A 16776-nucleotide genomic window follows, 5' to 3' on the forward strand; every position below is an offset into this window, starting at 1 on the left:
CATGGCCGCCAATTTCACCGCGCGCGCCAATCAAGCGCTAATACAATCATCCCCTAAATGGCGCCTCGCCATTTGGTTGCTATTGATGCTGTCTGCCAGTCTGTGGACTTTGCAACTCTGGCAAAACGGCGCAAGGGTGCAGAGCGATATTCTTGCTATGCTGCCGCATTTACAGCAGGACAAACTCACAGAGCGCGCCCTTAACCAAGTTGAAGCGACGCTCGCCGATCAAGTCTATATTGCGCTCGTCGCCAAGGATGAAACCACGGCAATCTCTGCGGCTAAGCTGTTGATGCAAAAGCTTGAAACTGACCTTGTTGCTACTGGAAAAAATGCTGCACTCACAGATATTCGCAGCGCCGATATGCAGCTCGGTGAAGCGTTGGGGCAATATTATTTCCCCCACAGATTTAAATTACTGACAGCGCCACAAGCTGAGGCGTTAGCAACGAAAGACATTGGAAATCTGATTGAAGCGGCCACAGCGCAGCTTTACAACGCCTTTAGTTACGCCAATAGCAACTTGCTTGCCCAAGATCCGCTGCTGTTATTCCCCGCCAATTTACTCGCCCTCGCGCCGAGTTCAAAAGTCAGGGCCAGTCAAGGGATACTGCTCGCGAATCAAGGCGATAATGTTGCCGCGGTTGTTATGGCAAAGGGCCAAGAAAGTGCCTTTAATCCCAATGCGCAATTGGCGCAGATGACGGCATTAACCCTAGGATTGGATGCGGTTAAACAAAGCTATCCCGATATTACCCTGCTCAAAGCTGGCGTCCTGTTTCACGCGATTGCGGCGACACAAACGGCTAAGAGTGAAATCTCGATCCTTGGTCTTGCATCCTTACTTGGGGTAATAGCTTTAGTCTGGCTGGCGTTTCGCTCTGTGATGCCGCTACTGTTGGCAATCGTTACCATTTCCAGCGGGCTGTTGCTGGCAGTGACTTTTACCTTAAGTGTGTTTGGCGAGCTGCATTTACTCACCTTAGTGTTTGGTACTAGCTTGATTGGCATTGCCATCGACTACAGCTTTCATTTTTACTGCGAGCGCTTAAGCGATACCGAACGCAACGCAAAGGCGACGGTCGCGTATATCTTCCCCACTGTGACACTTGCCTTTATCACCAGTGCCTTAGCTTATGTAGGCATAGGTTTAGCGCCGTTTCCAGGAATGCAGCAAGTGGCGATTTTCTGCGCCGCGGGGCTGCTCGGGGCCTATCTCACCCTCATTCTCGCCTACCCACTGTTAGCGGGAAGTCGTTTGCCATCTGGCTCCCGCCCATTAGCGTTAGCGGGGAAGTATCTTGCCAACCTCACTCAGTTATCCAACAGATTGACCACACCTTTAGGCATGGGCATGTTTGCTTTAGTGATAGTGGTGTGGTGTCTGGTTGGCGTAACCAAGTTAACCGTCGATGACGATATTCGCCATTTACAGCAAAGCCCCGCGAGCGTGACTGAACCTGAAAATAAGCTCAGGCAGCTACTCAGTGGCGGCACAGATAATCAATTCTTACTGGTACGCGCCGCGAGTGAAGAAGCACTGCTGCAACAGCTTGAGCGAGTGTCGCCACTGCTCGATGCCGCTATTGCGAACCAAGAGTTAGGCAACTACGTCAGCCTCAGCCGGTATCTGCCCAGCCATCAAAGGCAAGACACGGCTTATCGCTTACAGGGTGAAATCTATCAAACTCAGATAGATACTGTGCTCACAAGCCTTGGGTTAGATGAGAACTTAAAGCCAGAGCTGCAAGCAAGCTACTTAGCAGCTAAAGACCAATATATCGCCCCAGCAGATTTCTTTACGCTAGAGGCAGGCAAGCAACTCGCACCGCTGTGGCTAGCACCAAATGGCAAGGCCACCGACTATGACGTTCTAAATGATGGGGCGAGCGCTGAGTATGGTGCAATTGTCTTGCTTGGCGGCATTAAACAGATCGACGCGCTCAAGGCGCGCTTTGCCAATGTTCAAAGCGTACAACTTATCGATAAAGTCGCGGATATCTCCGCGGTCATGGGCCATTACCGACTGTTAACCCTAAAGCTGTTAGCGCTCGCACTCGGTATCGCACTCTTGTTGTTTAGCCTGAATTTTGGCATTAAAAAAGCCGCGGTTGTGGTTGCAGTGCCAGCCCTTGCTGCCTTGCTAACGCTTGCAACCTTAGGCTTAACAGGCTCGCCACTGAGTCTGTTCCATGCACTCGCGCTCATTTTAGTTTTCGGGATTGGGATAGACTACAGCTTGTTCTTTGCCTCTGCTCAAAACCACGGCAAGGCAGTGATGATGGCGGTATTTATGTCCGCTTGCTCGACCCTATTAGCCTTTGGTTTACTCGCCTTTAGCCAGACCCAAGCGATTCATTATTTTGGTTTAACCCTGTCGCTAGGTATAGGTTTAACCTTTTTACTTTCGCCACTGATTTTAACGACTAAAAAGTCCTGATAACGACAAGGAACGTACTTTACATGCCTACACCCGCTCACGATTTATCGGCTATGCCAAATTCACTTGCCGTCGATGTGGCTATTATCGGCGCAGGACCTTCAGGCGCCATCGCCGCCAGCTTGCTACACCAACAAGGTAAGCGCGTGCTTGTGTTAGAAAAACAACATTTCCCCCGTTTTTCCATCGGTGAAAGTTTACTGCCCTGCTGCATGCAATTCATCGAAGAAGCCGGCATGTTAGACGCACTCAATGCCGCCGGATTCCAGCATAAAAATGGCGCCGCCTTTCGTCGCAATGGCACTTACACTACCTTCGACTTTACCGATAAATTTACCCCTGGGCCTGGCACCACATTCCAAGTGCAGCGCGCCAGTTTTGATAAACTGTTAGCCGATACCGCCCAAAGCCAAGGGGTCGACATCCGCTACGGTGAAAGCGTCGAGGCGATAGATTTAACCGAGAATCCATGCTTAATGGTGCGCAATGAACAGGGCGAGCTTTATCAAATCAGCGCCCAATATGTGCTTGATGCCAGTGGTTTTGGCCGTGTGTTGCCACGCTTGCTCGACTTAGAAAGTCCATCTTGCCTACCACAGCGCAGCGCCATCTTTACCCATGTGGAAGACAACATCAGCGATCCTCACTTTGATCGAAATAAGATTTTAATCAGTGTCCACCCTGAGCATAAAGACATTTGGTATTGGCTCATTCCCTTTAGCAATGGCCGTTGTTCACTCGGCGTAGTGGCAGAACCGCAATTACTGGCGCGTTTACAAGGTTCGCTTGAGCAACAATTGATGAGCATAGTCAATGAAGAACCAGGACTAAAAGCCCTACTGGCAAACGCTAAGGTAGTGCAAGAATGCGCCACGCTCAAGGGCTATTCAGCCAATGTGTCACGCCTTGCGACCGACAAGTTCGCCCTACTGGGTAATGCCGGCGAGTTCCTTGATCCGGTATTTTCCTCCGGCGTCACTATCGCCATGCAATCGGCATCGATGGCGGCAAAATGTGTGACTAAACAACTCAATGGCGAAACGGTTGACTGGCAAGCCGATTACTCAGCGCCTTTAATGCAGGGGGTGAATACCTTCCGCACCTATGTGCAAGCTTGGTATGATGGCCGCTTTCAGGATGTGATCTTCTATGAAAAACCGAATCCACGCATCAAGCAAATGATTTGCTCGATTCTGGCGGGCTACGCTTGGGACCTCAATAATCCCTTCGTTAAAGACTCGGAGCGCCGCCTGAACATGGTGGTCGAATTGTGCCAAAACCAAGTTGCCATTCCTGAATTTGCAGAGGCGTAACCGCATGTCGCTCAACTTTAACGCGAAATGGCGAGTGTTCCCCGCGCTACTGATCATCAGTCTAGGGCTGACGGGATGTAGCGAACTGCTGTTCAGGCAAACCTGTGTCGGCCTCGCTAAAGACATGCGTTATTGCTTGGCGCCACTGCCCCATGATTTTGCTCCCGCGACCGATAAGCCGTTGACTCAGCCAAGGATAAAGTCCACGACTGAGCCTACAACTAAGCCCGCCATCATGGCGAGTCAGCAAACCGACAGCAACACAGGCGTATCTTCTCCCCAGTCCTTTAGCCAAAAAGTCAGTATTAAAGTGGGGAAAGAGTCCCACGAACTGCTCACTCAATTGGAGTTAGAGGGCGAGCGCATGACGCTCGTGGGTTTAGCGCCACTCGGACAGGCGTTGTTTACCTTGGTTTATGATGGGAATACACTCAGCAGTGAGCAAAGTGTGCTATTGGGCGACAATTTTAAAGCCGAGTATTTAATGGCGGTGATGCAACTGATCTATTGGCCTGAGCAGAGTATTCGCGCCCATTTAGAAGGTGGTCATTTAGTCACAGACCTTTGCGATACGGTTGGGGGAAATCAGGGCGATACGCTTATAGGCACCCGAGTGAATACAATCCCCTGTCGCCAGATCTATAGTCAAGATACCTTGATCAGTAAAAGCGGCCAGCAAACCCATGTGGTGCAAATCCGTTATCAACAAAATATCGGCGATGTCCTTTGGCAAGCCCACATCAGCTTAACTATGCCACAAGCTAAATTTGAGCTAGAAATCGAACCTATTTAATCTGTTAGCATCCGCACTTAACTGTGCCATGGTAAAAAGACACACAATGATGAACAGAGTAGCTATTACACAGATTGGATTGTGTACCCCGCTAGGGCAAGATCCCCAGCAGGTTTTAGACCGCCTGATCGCCGGTGATACCAGTGCGATGCTGCGCAGTGACACTCTCCTGTTCGAGCACCCAACCTTAGTTGCCCCCGTGACGGCAGCACTACCAACCATTCCCGAAAAACTCATTCAGTTCGATTGCCGTAACAACCAATTACTGCTGTGCGCCGCACTGCAAATTGCGACCACAGTTGAACAAGCGAAACGGGATTTTGGTCATGCCCGTATTGGTGTAGTGCTAGGCACCAGCACGTCAGGGATTTCAAAAGGTGAAGCCGCGCTGAGCTACCGCAATCAACACGGCCACTTTCCCGCGGATTACCACTATTTCCAGCAGGAACTCGGCAGCACCAGCGACTTTTTACGCCAATATTTTGAGCTAGATGGTCCTTGCTACACGATTTCAACCGCCTGCTCATCCAGCGCCAAAGTCTTTGCCAGTGCCAAACGCCTATTACAGGCGAATCTCTGTGATGTTGTGATTGTCGGCGGTGTCGATAGTTTATGCCAACTCACAGTCAATGGTTTTCACGCCTTAGAATCTGTCTCGGAAGGCCACTGCAATCCTTTTAGCATCAACCGTGATGGCATCAATATCGGCGAAGGCGCGGCGCTTTTCGTCCTGACGTTGGGCGAGTCAGAGGTCATGCTAGCGGGTATTGGCGAATCGAGCGATGCGCACCATATGTCGGCGCCACACCCCGAAGGTGCAGGTGCCATCGCAGCCATGCACGCGGCATTGCAAGATGCACACATTGCAGCAAAAGATATTGGTTACATAAACTTGCACGGCACTGCCACACCTAAAAATGATGCGATGGAAAGCCGCGCCCTGGTTGAAGTGTTTGGCGTTAACACACCGCCCTGTAGCTCGACCAAGCCCTTAGTCGGTCATACCTTAGGTGCCGCAGGCGCAATTGAAGCCGCCTTCTGTTATTTATTACTTTCAGCACATAATCACGGCCAAGCCCTGCCGCCCCATCAATGGGACGGACAAGTCGATCCACAGGATCCGCCCATTGCATTGGTCGAGCGCCATCAAGTCGCCGCTAAGGGCGCGCTTAATTATGTGATGAGCAATTCCTTCGCCTTTGGCGGCAGTAATGCCAGCCTGATTTTCTGCCGTAACGAGGCCTAGTACCATGCAGTTACTTAAGATTAACCAACCCTTTGCCGAACAGGATATTGCCGATTTTATTCCCCATAGGGCACCGATGATTTTGCTCGATAAAATCATTGGTTATCGGCGCGATAACCTAGAGACCGAAGTCACTATCACGGCCAAGAGCCCCTATTTCAATGATAAATATCAAGCCGTACCCAATTATGTGGGTATCGAATATATGGCCCAAAGTATTGCCGCCCTTGCAGGGGTTGAGGCAAAGCTTCGCAATGATAAAATCCGCGTCGGGTTTCTATTGGGATCGCGCAAATTAACCTTGTATGCAAAGCAATATGAGCTCGGGCGCACCTATCGCACCCAAGTCAGCCGCCTCTATCAAGAGGAATCGGGATTAGCGGTATTCGATTGCCAAATTTATCTGCTGCCCGAAGCCGGCACTGAGCTAGAAAAGAGCTTAGTGGCCCAAGCCAATGTGAATGTGTTCCAGCCTCAGGACACACAAGCCTACCTTGCAGGCAATCAAGACGCGGCAAATAGAAGCCTTGGACACTAAAGCTATGGTGTAGATAAAAAAGCCTTAAAGCGCCTTAGTAAGCAGCCTTTTTACCATAAATACATGAAACCCCATACCGATACATAACGATAAAATGGGGTGGAGAAAACAGATGAATAACAGAGTATTAGTTACCGGTTCGAGCCGTGGCATTGGTAAAGCCATCGCCCTAAAACTCGCCGCTGCGGGTTTCGATATCGCCCTGCATTACCACAGTAACCAAGCAGCTGCCGATGACACTGCCGCGCAAATCCGCGTACTTGGGGTCAATGTGAGCCTGCTGAAATTTGATGTCGCCGACCGCGCAACCGTCAGAGGCGCCATTGAAGCCGATATCGAGGCCAATGGTGCCTATTATGGCGTGATCCTCAATGCTGGCATCAACCGCGATACCGCCTTTCCCGCCATGACAGAAAGCGAGTGGGACAGCGTCATCCACACTAACTTAGACGGCTTTTATAATGTCATCCATCCCTGTGTGATGCCTATGGTACAAGGCCGCAAGGGCGGGCGTATCATCACCTTAGCCTCAGTTTCTGGGATTGCGGGCAACCGTGGCCAAGTGAATTACAGCGCCTCAAAAGCGGGTATTATCGGCGCGACTAAGGCATTGTCATTAGAACTGGCAAAACGCAAAATTACCGTCAACTGTATCGCCCCCGGCTTGATTGAAACCGACATGGTGGCCGATATTCCTAAGGATATGGTCGAACAATTAGTGCCGATGCGCCGCATGGGCAAACCGAATGAAATCGCAGCCTTAGCCGCATTTTTAATGTCTGACGATGCCGCCTATATCACTCGCCAAGTGATATCGGTCAATGGAGGCATGATCTAAATGAGCGAGCCGACAAATCAAACCCGCTTAGGGAAACGAGTGGTTGTCACTGGCATTGGCGGCATTACCGCCCTGGGCCTTGATTGGGAGGCGATAGCAGCGAGCCTTAAGGCGCAGAAAAACTGTGTCGTCACTATGGGCGAATGGGATAAATACGATGGCCTCAATACCCGCTTAGCCGCGCCCATTAGCGACTTTGAAGTGCCAAGCCATTATTCGCGCAAGAAAATTCGTTCTATGGGTCGGGTTTCCATCATGGCGACCCGCGCCAGCGAGCTTGCATTAATCGATGCGGGATTGTTAGACGATCCTATCGTGTCCTCGGGTGAAATGGGTATCGCCTATGGCTCGTCCACTGGCAGTACCGATGCCATCATCGCCTTTGGTGATATGTTGAAAACCGGTGATATGTCGGGCGTCACCGCCACGAGTTATATCCGCATGATGGCACACACCACAGCGGTGAATGTAGGGGTATTTTTCGGCTTAAAAGGCCGAATTCACACCACGAGCAGCGCCTGTACCTCAGGGAGCCAAGGCATAGGTTACGCCTATGAAGCCATCAAATACGGTCATCAAACCTTAATGTTGGCGGGCGGCGGTGAAGAACTCTGCCCTACCGAGGCTGTCGTGTTCGATACCTTATTTGCCACCAGCACTAAAAACAGCACACCCGAACTCACGCCACGCCCCTTCGATGCGAGCCGTGATGGCCTAGTGATTGGCGAAGGTGCTTGTACGCTGGTACTCGAAGAGCTAGAACACGCCAAGGCGCGCGGCGCCAAGATTTACGCTGAGTTAGTCGGTTTTGGCACGAATTCAGATGGCCAACACGTCACCCAACCGAATGCGCAGACCATGGAAATCGCCATCAGGTTGGCGCTCAAAGATGCACAGCTTGAGCCTAGCGCCATAGGTTATGTGAACGCCCACGGCACGGCAACGGATCGCGGTGACATCGCCGAAAGCCACGCGACCCATGCAGTTTTTGGTGCTGGTATGCCGATTTCATCCCTTAAAAGCTACACGGGCCACACCTTAGGTGCATGCGGCGCGTTAGAGGCTTGGGTGAGTATTGAGATGATGAATGCGGGCTGGTTTGCGCCGACACTTAATCTTGAAAGTATCGACCCACAATGTGCCGATTTGGACTATATCCGCAACGAACTGCGCCCAATCGACACAGATTATGTGATGAGTAATAATTTCGCCTTTGGCGGCATTAATACCTCGCTGATTTTTAAACGCTGGACCCAATAACAACATATAAAAAACCCATAAGGACATCACCATGAAACCACTCTTTGCAGGTATGCTGCTTAGCATCAGTTTATTAAGCTCGCCTTTATTGGCTCAGGAATATACGGTTGAAACCTATCAAGAAATCTTTAAGGGTGATAACCAATTCAAGCAAAAAGAAGCCATTGAATCACTCACCATCGCTGGTTTATCCGATCCTGCCATTTTTGATGCGCTCGAAGCAAAGCTACTCGCATCTTTGCCCCAAGCCACTGAAAAAAATGCCATTGACTACAGTGCTTGGTTAGTCAAAGGCTTAGCTTATTCAGGCAATGATAAGTACAGCGAAACCATCAACAAGATTGTTAATGGTGATTATCCTAAAAAACTCAAAAAATACGCAGGTCAAGCTTTAGAAAACATAACGATATATAAAAAATGGAATGCGATTCTTGCGGATAAAAGCCAATATACTGCCGATCAAAGTCAGCAAAATAATGCCTTCGCCAATGCCCTACGCAGCAATGATTTAGAATTAATGCGTCTCGCGGCTAAACGCATCATGGATGACCGCCAGTACGATGATTTTATCCTAGCCGTACTCAGTAACGAATTGAAAACACCACGCTTAATGGCCGATGATAAACTCGCCATCGATACTTATGCCAACATGGCAAAAGCGCTAGCTAGTTCGGGGAATACCGCTTACCGCGATGTGATTGAAAATATGGCAACCGCGAGCTCAAACAAAAAACTCAAAAACTACGCCGAGAGTTATTTGAAGAAATACTACTAAACCTACCCGTTTAAGCTTAATAGAACAAATCATGGCCGAGCTTATACTCGGCCATTTTTATATCCGTTTGGATCACTTTTTAAATTAAAAGAAAATTTGCTATTGTCCTTAGCATTTGCTGATATTCGCCTATACAGGCTTGCCATGACATTCACTCACAACACTGTGAAAGAAACCTAGGGAATCTAAGTTGATAAACGAAAGTTACGGAAGGCGAAGAGGCAGTTAAACATAGATATTGTTCAGAGTGAGGCCAACCATGGTACCGGCTCGACGACACGCAGCAAGTCCATCCCTGGATGCTCGACCGCCCCGTCCATGGGGCGGACGGTCGTCTCACCAATCACCATGGTTTGCCTTTCGAGCATCTGCGTAACCTTAGGTTCAAAGACTAGAGCTAACATTTAGCGATGGCAGGTTTCGCCAATCCCTTTGAAAAAATCACAATAGATATCTTGTTAAATAAAAGCTTAATGGTTCATAAATATTACAATTTTTAAGCTAAGAGACAGGCTTTAGTCGGTCTCAACGAGCGAAGCGAAGGGTTTGAACCATTTTTATAGTACATACTCCTCTAATACCATTTTTATGAAACATTGAAGTAACTCTTCATCTTCATAAAGCTCTCGATACTCTGCGAAAGGTAGATTTCCTTCGTTATATTGCTTTTCAAAGAATATTTGCAAACGCCATGCATCAGGCTCTGATTTATTGAAATCGAAGTCAATTCCGCCGACATCTGCAGTTCGGTATATATCAACTCCAATTCCGTGAGTTCGATACATCCAATTTGTACCAGGAATTGGTTTGTTTCCTCGGATCTCTGACTTCAATATTTCTTCAGCAGATTCCAAATCAAATACACGGACAAGAAGTTCTTCTGCCCATTTCCGGTGTGCATACCACAGCGGAATAAGTTTTCGGACTTTTTCGAGGTTATCCATTTTTGCCCTATCGCGTTGGGTTAAGAGGCCGGCTTCAGTCAGTCCCTAGTGAACGTACAAGCGACTTAAACCACTTATTAGGCTTTACCACGTCAGCAAGCCGCCTTATGCGACTGAATTTATTGGGAATCTGTTAGGTCGCCGGCTTGCAGGCGCATTAACGGTAGACCAAGTAATCGTGCGACGAATAGTTCTAAACGTACCCAGCCTGAGGCTTCTGCCGCAGGCGACTCCACTAGAAGAACGGCGTGTGAAGCTAGCAGCGCCATCATTACGCGCACCTGTTCCCAGCGTGAGCCCGAGTCATGCAAGCAATGTATGAACGGTGTACACACTTGTCGTAGATGCGCATCCAGAGCTCGAAGGGATTCTGTGGTAACTACTCCGTCTCTACGCGAGTAGCTAACGAAAAGTTTCATTTAATAAATCCCTCTGAGTATAGAAACCAGATCGATAGGTTGATAACCACTAGCAATATGTAGAGCCACATAGAGTGATTGAACCCCGCGGCGACAATTCGTCTGTATGTAGAGGCTGATACTCGAGATGGTTCGATAATTTGCACCTCAGTAGTAACAATTAGCTTCTGATCATTTTGCGAGGCAAGACGAGTGCGAATTGCCTGCATTGTTCCTCGTAGTTTGACCTGATAGAAATAACCGGTCGCATCTAGAAACCAAAAACATAAAGGTATCATGAGGCCGGCAACAAATAGCGAATGATCAAGCTTGTCTGATGTGAACTTTGCCATGAGGGTTAGCACTATAAATAATGTAGTAACACAAAATTTCTTTATCTCGAAGCAAAAGCTGCTTATTTGTGCGACAGCCCCGTGCAGTTGATCGAGAAGCTTCCAATCAAGTTCGTCTTGCAAGGTTTTGGTATAGGGTTTAGTCATTATGTCCTACTGAGCCTACTGGGTTTTACCCAGACTTCTCGTTAAACCCAAATAAAAATACATTAGGGTTTGAACTTTTAGGGCAAACTTCTTTAAACATGACAGCAAGTTATCACCGTTATCGCATCATGTTCAACTATTTGCGACACAAAGAAAGAAAGCAAGAAGATATTTACCGCGTCAATTTTTGGCACGGTAAATTTTGGCTATAGAAAATAAAACTGTCATTTAAAAAGATGGGATATAACTTTACTCCTTAATAATTGACCAATAACACTAGAGTCTAAGGAATACACCATCCCCTAGGAGTTGCCGCAGGGCGAGTAGGCAAATTGCGTGAGTCTCGGCATGGATGCCGAGCTAGCTTTCGCAGGTGCAGGGACGCATCCTTCGGAAGCGATAGCAAATTTGTCAATGAGCACAAGGGGCTTTCAACTCCGTTGGGGACGACGCCGGGGGATATCCAAAAGGGGAACAGGCGCTTTTCCCCTTTTGGTCGGGTGTGGGGTGAACCCCACGACTTTGATTCTGGGTTTAGCTTTAGCTAAAGATAAAAACTCTTGGCCTACCCTTTGCTTATCCACCACAGCGTTTACCCCTAAAAAGAACTAAACGCGATAACACTATGATGGATAAGCAACAACAGAGGGAGTTTCAATCTTGAGAAAGACGATGAAAATTATACTAGATGATCTAAAAGGGCCTGAAATTGCAGCACTTTTAACAGAACACCTCGACGATATGCGGGCAACCTCTCCGCCTGAAAGCGTTCACGCATTAGATCTTGATGGCCTGCGTCAGCCCAATATTCGCTTTTGGACCCTGTGGGATGGCAACAATTTAGCGGGCTGCGGTGCACTAAAATGGTTAGATACCGAGCACGCCGAGATCAAATCAATGCGCACCGCCGCGCCCTATAAACAGCAAGGCATAGCGTCTAAAATATTGCAGCACCTGATCAACAACGCTAAAGCTGCTGGCATTAAACGCCTTAGTCTAGAAACCGGTTCGATGGACTTCTTTAACCCCGCCCGAATGCTCTACACCAAATTTGGCTTCGAAAGCTGCGGCCCCTTCGCCGATTATCGACTCGATCCCAATAGCGTGTTTATGACGAAGAAAATCTAAAACACATGCGCCTTAGTCTTTGAAATTCATATCTAAGGCGCTTTGCTGCAGTTAAGTATTCGCTCGCTTAACTACTGATGCAGTTCTGTGCCCGTTCCACCAATGGATAATAAACCCAAGCAACAGCCCCCAAAATGCGCTGCCGATGCCCAGCACACTAAAACCTGATGCCGTGACCAAAAAAGTGATCACTGCCACTTCGCGATCTTCGGTTTTAGCTAATGCGGCGGTCAGGCTATTGGCGATAGTGCCGAGCAGGGCTAATCCGGCGATGGCCAGTACTAATTCCTTCGGGAAAGCGGAAAACAGACCAACCACAGTGGCACCGAGTAACCCAGTGATAAAGTAAAATACCCCGCCCCACACCGCCGCCCAGTAACGAGTCGCGGGATTCGGATCTGCTTCTTTACCCATACAAATCGCCGCTGTGATGGCGGATAAGTTAAAGGCAAAACCGCCAAATGGCGCGAGAATAACCCCTATTAACCCTGTGCTCGTGATCAAAGGTGAAATGGGTGGCCTGTAACCATTACCGTGCAGCGCAGCAACGCCCGGCATATTTTGCGAGGCCATAGTCACCACAAACAGCGGCAGCGCCACGCCAATAACACTCGCCAGCGAAAACTCAGGCGTAGTCCACACTGGCATCGCCAGTTGCAACTGAACGGCATCTAGCTTGAGCAAATCTAATTGAAAACTCATGCCTATGCCCACCAGCAACGTCAGCAAGATGATGTAACGTGGTGCAAAAGGCTTAACGATGACAAACACCAACAGCATGATCAATATCAGACTCAGCTGGGTTTGCATCGCCTGAAATAGCCCTAGCCCAAATTGCAATAAGATCCCCGCCAACATGGCGGAAGCCACCGACTGCGGCATGATGCGGATAAGCTTATCCATCCAGCCCGCCACCCCGCAAAGTGTGATTAGCAGAGAACTCACCAGAAAAGCGCCTATGGCTTGATTGACGCTCAATCCCGCGAGGCTTGTCACCATCAGCGCCGCGCCCGGTGTAGACCAAGCCGTTAGAATAGGATTCTTGTAGTAAAGCGATAACCCTATGCTGGTCACACCCATGCCCACACCTAAAGCCCACAGCCATGAACTGATCTGTGCTGGTGTCGCCCCCACAGCCTCCGCCGCTTGAAAGATGATCACAGCCGAGCTGCTATAACCCACTAATACCGCAATAAAACCCGCTGATATTTTTGATAAACTCCCTGCATCTCGCCACATATCCACTCCCTTTCTCTGCAATTGATGTCGCCATTACTTTGTGCGCTATAACTTATAAAATGAACAAGATAGCTTCTTGTGCGCTATAACGTACGAGATGGACAAGATAACACCTGTGCGTTATAACGTACAAACTAAATTTTCATAAAAATGATGGGGCCATTGTGCAAACGATAAACAGCTATCTCGCCAGCACGCTTAAAGCACTTCGCAACCAAAAGGGATGGAGTTTAGATAAAGCCGCTCAAGAGACGGGCGTTAGTAAAGCCATGATAGGACAAATCGAGCGCGGTGAATCAAGCCCAACCATTGCGACGCTGTGGAAAATTGCCAGTGGATTCAATATCTCGCTGTCGACCTTTCTCGAACCCACGCCCCAGAGCCAAGGCGCAGTATTCCGTAAGCCCGACGAGTTACGCCAACAACCCGCCACCGACGGCATGCTAGTCGCCTCACTCTTCCCCTTTGAAGAGCGCTTCGGTTTCGAGATGTTTGAACTCACCCTGCTGCCAAACTATGAGCGGCTTTCTGAGCCCCATGAAACGGGTGTCACTGAGCATGTCATTGTCTTGAGCGGTACTATGGAAGTGCTAGTTGATGGCGAATGGCAAACACTCAAGCAAGGTGAAGCAGTACGATTTTCGGCCGACAAACCCCATGGCTATCGCAATCTAAACGACCAAGCCGTGGTATTCCACGACATCATTCACTATCAACGAGCTAATGTGTCTAGCCTCTAACTACTTGTCTAGTGCCAGTAATGCCAAAAACCATTCACTGCCGATAATTTGCAACGCTTGCACACGCCAATTCATTAGAATAAACTTATTGAAAATTTTCTAATGGTAGGAGCAATGCTATGTTTCAATCTTTACTGGCTAAGTTATCCGGCAGCCACTCGGGCGAAAAATGTTGGCAATTGATTGAGCAAGGCGCACGGGTGATTGATGTGCGTTCACCAGAGGAATTTGCCTCCGGTCACTTGCCCCAAGCCATTAATGTGCCATTGCCAACGCTCGACCAATGGTTACACCAAGTCGACAATAAGCAACATCCCTTCGTGCTCTACTGTGGCGCAGGGATTCGAGCACAAAAGGGCTGCGACATTCTCAAGGCCAATGGCTTTAGCTGCGTAGTAAATGGTGGTTCGCTTAAAGATTTAGTCTGCTGCCAGCCGAGCTAATTTAAGCCTTGGTTGTACGGCGCTAATCAGGCCAGTCTGTATATTGCGATGACTTAAATATCTGCGAGGTGGTGTATGCATAAAACAAATCATGCCAAAGCGTTACAGTTTGAAGCCACACAGAGTAACACTGCTGAAAAGCCGCTTGAAACTGAACGCCATACACGCTTTAGCATCAGTCGTAATCGCGACCAAGCCAGCACTAAGATGCGTTATGTTGAGACAAGCACCCTCGCCAAAGGCTGCAGCCTTTGCGAATAAGAGCTAAGCGTGCCACTTAAAACTAGCCGCTCGAGTCCAGCCGCTCAAACCTACCCACTTAAGCCAAGCGTGCTTAGCTGAAATGCACATACAAAAATGCCAGCCTATTAAGGGCTGGCATTATTTATTCAGCTAAATCAAATGACTCAGCTAATCAATGGGACAATTAAGCTTTCAGCTGATCGATACTGTGTTTCGCTTCGCCCATGCCTTTATCGTGTGCTTCAGGGCCCATATTCAGTGCTTCGGCGTAAACCACTTCAACATTGGTGATACCCATAAAGCCTAAAACCGTTTTCAAGTAAGGTACAACGTGATCCGTTGGGCCATCTTTGTGAGCGCCGCCACGGGTCGTCACCAACACAGCGCGTTTACCTTCCACTAATCCTTTTGGACCTGTTTCAGTATAAGTAAAAGTCACACCGGCACGGGCGACAAAATCGATCCAGTTTTTAAGTTGAACCGGAATCGTAAAGTTGTACATAGGTGCAGCGATAACAATCGTATCGTTCGCTTTTAATTCAGCGACTAAGGTATCTGATAAGGCGAGCATTTCTTGCTGACGTGCCGATAATTCTGCACCACCGCGTAACCCAGAAGCGATTTCACCGTCTACCATAGGTAGTACGTCTTTACCGCCTAAATCACGCACTGTAATAGCGGCGCCTTGGGTTTCCCAGTGACTCGCTAAGTGATCAATTAACACGGCAGATTGTGAATAACCGCCAAGAATGCTTGATTTTAAAATTAAGACTTTAGACATAATCTGCTCCGAAAATAGGTAAATGACTCAGAGTCAGATGGAATATCTCAACTCTATGACGCTAGTGTATTAGCCCATAAAAAAGAAATAAAGCGGATAAAATCTGAGATTAGCTTCGATTTTTTAGAAAGGTTATACGTCACCTTCGACGTACAGATACACTAAGTTGTTTTCGACGCATTCATACTTTCGACGTACTAACATACAGGCCTTCAAAAACCGCACACAATGAATCCATACAATACAATTGCACTTCCAGCTTCACCTTAACTCTGCGCCCCCTTTGTAACGGACTGAGATCCACATCTGGCCATTGTACTTTTACCACAGGGTCACAAGTCACAGGAGCAAGATAACGAATATGGGCATCGGCGAGCACAATATCACCCGCCACGCCCACCAACTGCTGATTTAGCCAGACTGCACCCCAGCCTGTTAAGGTCATCAAGGTATAAATGCTGCCCGCAAACATGGTCTGATGCAGATTAATATTGGGCGTCATCGGCGCTGTGACTCGAAATTCTCCCTCGCTGTAATCGAGTGGCATTATCTGCATAAACTCGCTAACGGGGATCGTACTGTGCCAAGTCTGGCGTAATTTAATGAGTAATTGATCCATGTGCATTCCCTTAATACTCCCTCTTGGTACAAGCGACATTGATTATGCCTAGCCCCCCATCACCTAGACCCCTAGATAAACATCACGATAGAAGCTACACCTGCAGATTAAAGGTCACTGGGCCATCATTGACTAAGGACACTTGCATATCGGCGCCGAACTGTCCGGTTTCTGTGTGAACGCCCTTAGCGCGGCAGAATGCGACAAACTCTTCATACAAGCCTAAGGCTTGATCCGGCGTACCCGCCCCTGAAAAACTCGGCCTCAAGCCTCGGCCTGTATCAGCGGCTAAGGTAAATTGTGACACGACTAATAAAGACCCACCGACTTGTTCTAGATTGAGATTCATCTTGCCATTTTCATCGGAAAAAACGCGATAACTCATGACTTTAGTCGCCAACTTTTCCATCTTCTCGCGGGTATCTTCTTGCTCGACACCGAGCAGAACCAACAAGCCTTTATTGATTTCACCTAGGGTTTGGTTATCAACCACTACACTGGCGCGACTCACTCTTTGAATTAACGCAATCACAACTTT

19 protein-coding genes are annotated in these 16776 nt (G+C 48.5%); 12 read left to right on the top strand and 7 right to left on the bottom strand.

Annotated elements, in window-relative coordinates; all coding sequences use genetic code 11:
- Window position 1 precedes the first annotated feature (1 nt).
- The 8 genes from L5L98_RS11040 (at window position 2) to L5L98_RS11075 (ending at window position 9203) form a co-directional block, all read left to right on the top strand.
- Window positions 2–2440, top strand: coding sequence for an MMPL family transporter (locus L5L98_RS11040; protein WP_263140750.1), 2439 nt, complete (start codon window positions 2–4; stop codon window positions 2438–2440).
- 23 nt (window positions 2441–2463) lie between these two features.
- Complete coding sequence (locus L5L98_RS11045) at window positions 2464–3753, top strand: NAD(P)/FAD-dependent oxidoreductase (protein WP_263140751.1); 1290 nt, start codon at window positions 2464–2466, stop codon at window positions 3751–3753.
- Window positions 3754–3757: 4 nt separating this feature from the next.
- On the top strand, window positions 3758–4546 hold the full coding sequence (locus L5L98_RS11050) for a DUF3261 domain-containing protein (RefSeq protein WP_263140753.1): 789 nt from the start codon (window positions 3758–3760) through the stop codon (window positions 4544–4546).
- Window positions 4547–4592: 46 nt separating this feature from the next.
- Window positions 4593–5792: a beta-ketoacyl-[acyl-carrier-protein] synthase family protein gene (locus L5L98_RS11055; protein WP_263140755.1), complete on the top strand. Its 1200-nt coding sequence runs from the start codon at window positions 4593–4595 to the stop codon at window positions 5790–5792.
- Window positions 5793–5796: 4 nt separating this feature from the next.
- Window positions 5797–6330: a hotdog family protein gene (locus tag L5L98_RS11060; RefSeq protein WP_263140757.1), complete on the top strand. Its 534-nt coding sequence runs from the start codon at window positions 5797–5799 to the stop codon at window positions 6328–6330.
- 112 nt (window positions 6331–6442) lie between these two features.
- Window positions 6443–7168 (top strand): 3-ketoacyl-ACP reductase FabG2, encoded by a 726-nt coding sequence (locus L5L98_RS11065; protein ID WP_263140758.1) that lies wholly within the window; start codon window positions 6443–6445, stop codon window positions 7166–7168.
- Window positions 7169–8428 (top strand): beta-ketoacyl-ACP synthase, encoded by a 1260-nt coding sequence (locus tag L5L98_RS11070; protein WP_263140760.1) that lies wholly within the window; start codon window positions 7169–7171, stop codon window positions 8426–8428.
- Between the two features lie 31 nt (window positions 8429–8459).
- On the top strand, window positions 8460–9203 hold the full coding sequence (locus L5L98_RS11075) for a hypothetical protein (protein WP_263140763.1): 744 nt from the start codon (window positions 8460–8462) through the stop codon (window positions 9201–9203).
- A 557-nt stretch (window positions 9204–9760) separates the two neighbouring features.
- On the opposite strand, the gene L5L98_RS11080 is transcribed toward L5L98_RS11075, so the two are convergent.
- The 3 genes from L5L98_RS11080 to L5L98_RS11090 all read right to left on the bottom strand — a co-directional run bounded on the left by L5L98_RS11080 (window position 9761) and on the right by L5L98_RS11090 (window position 11045).
- Complete coding sequence (locus L5L98_RS11080; protein ID WP_037459586.1) at window positions 9761–10147, bottom strand: DUF6896 domain-containing protein; 387 nt, start codon at window positions 10145–10147, stop codon at window positions 9761–9763.
- Window positions 10148–10266: 119 nt separating this feature from the next.
- Entirely contained in the window at window positions 10267–10419 is a 153-nt protein-coding gene (locus L5L98_RS11085; RefSeq protein WP_007651688.1) for a hypothetical protein, read from the bottom strand.
- Window positions 10420–10562: 143 nt separating this feature from the next.
- Entirely contained in the window at window positions 10563–11045 is a 483-nt protein-coding gene (locus L5L98_RS11090) for a hypothetical protein (protein WP_050801855.1), read from the bottom strand.
- A gap of 672 nt (window positions 11046–11717) precedes the next feature.
- Between L5L98_RS11090 and L5L98_RS11095 the strand changes: the two genes are divergently transcribed.
- A complete protein-coding gene (locus L5L98_RS11095; RefSeq protein WP_263140770.1) occupies window positions 11718–12173 on the top strand; it encodes a GNAT family N-acetyltransferase in 456 nt (151 codons plus the stop codon).
- A gap of 51 nt (window positions 12174–12224) precedes the next feature.
- On the opposite strand, the gene L5L98_RS11100 is transcribed toward L5L98_RS11095, so the two are convergent.
- A complete protein-coding gene (locus tag L5L98_RS11100; RefSeq protein ID WP_263140771.1) occupies window positions 12225–13412 on the bottom strand; it encodes a benzoate/H(+) symporter BenE family transporter in 1188 nt (395 codons plus the stop codon).
- 164 nt (window positions 13413–13576) lie between these two features.
- On the opposite strand from L5L98_RS11100, the gene L5L98_RS11105 reads away from it, so the two are divergent.
- The 3 genes from L5L98_RS11105 to L5L98_RS11115 all read left to right on the top strand — a co-directional run bounded on the left by L5L98_RS11105 (window position 13577) and on the right by L5L98_RS11115 (window position 14856).
- On the top strand, window positions 13577–14152 hold the full coding sequence (locus L5L98_RS11105; protein ID WP_263140774.1) for a helix-turn-helix domain-containing protein: 576 nt from the start codon (window positions 13577–13579) through the stop codon (window positions 14150–14152).
- Window positions 14153–14271: 119 nt separating this feature from the next.
- Window positions 14272–14595, top strand: a complete 324-nt coding sequence (locus L5L98_RS11110; protein WP_105251132.1) for a rhodanese-like domain-containing protein — start codon at window positions 14272–14274, stop codon at window positions 14593–14595.
- 75 nt (window positions 14596–14670) lie between these two features.
- Window positions 14671–14856, top strand: coding sequence for a hypothetical protein (locus L5L98_RS11115; RefSeq protein WP_263140776.1), 186 nt, complete (start codon window positions 14671–14673; stop codon window positions 14854–14856).
- Window positions 14857–15022: 166 nt separating this feature from the next.
- On the opposite strand, the gene azoR is transcribed toward L5L98_RS11115, so the two are convergent.
- From azoR to dtd, 3 genes are all read right to left on the bottom strand, one after another.
- Window positions 15023–15619 carry an FMN-dependent NADH-azoreductase gene (gene azoR / locus L5L98_RS11120; RefSeq protein ID WP_105251130.1) on the bottom strand — a complete coding sequence of 199 codons (597 nt, stop codon included), beginning with the start codon at window positions 15617–15619 and terminating at the stop codon, window positions 15023–15025.
- Window positions 15620–15800: 181 nt separating this feature from the next.
- The gene (locus tag L5L98_RS11125; protein WP_168826476.1) at window positions 15801–16238 is read right to left on the bottom strand and encodes a thioesterase domain-containing protein; all 438 of its coding nucleotides are present in this window, start codon (window positions 16236–16238) and stop codon (window positions 15801–15803) included.
- A gap of 94 nt (window positions 16239–16332) precedes the next feature.
- On the bottom strand, window positions 16333–16770 hold the full coding sequence (dtd, locus tag L5L98_RS11130; RefSeq protein WP_113941328.1) for a D-aminoacyl-tRNA deacylase: 438 nt from the start codon (window positions 16768–16770) through the stop codon (window positions 16333–16335).
- Window positions 16771–16776 lie beyond the last annotated feature (6 nt).

Source organism: Shewanella sp. SM23, from assembly GCF_025654295.1.
Lineage (GTDB): Bacteria > Pseudomonadota > Gammaproteobacteria > Enterobacterales > Shewanellaceae > Shewanella > Shewanella oncorhynchi.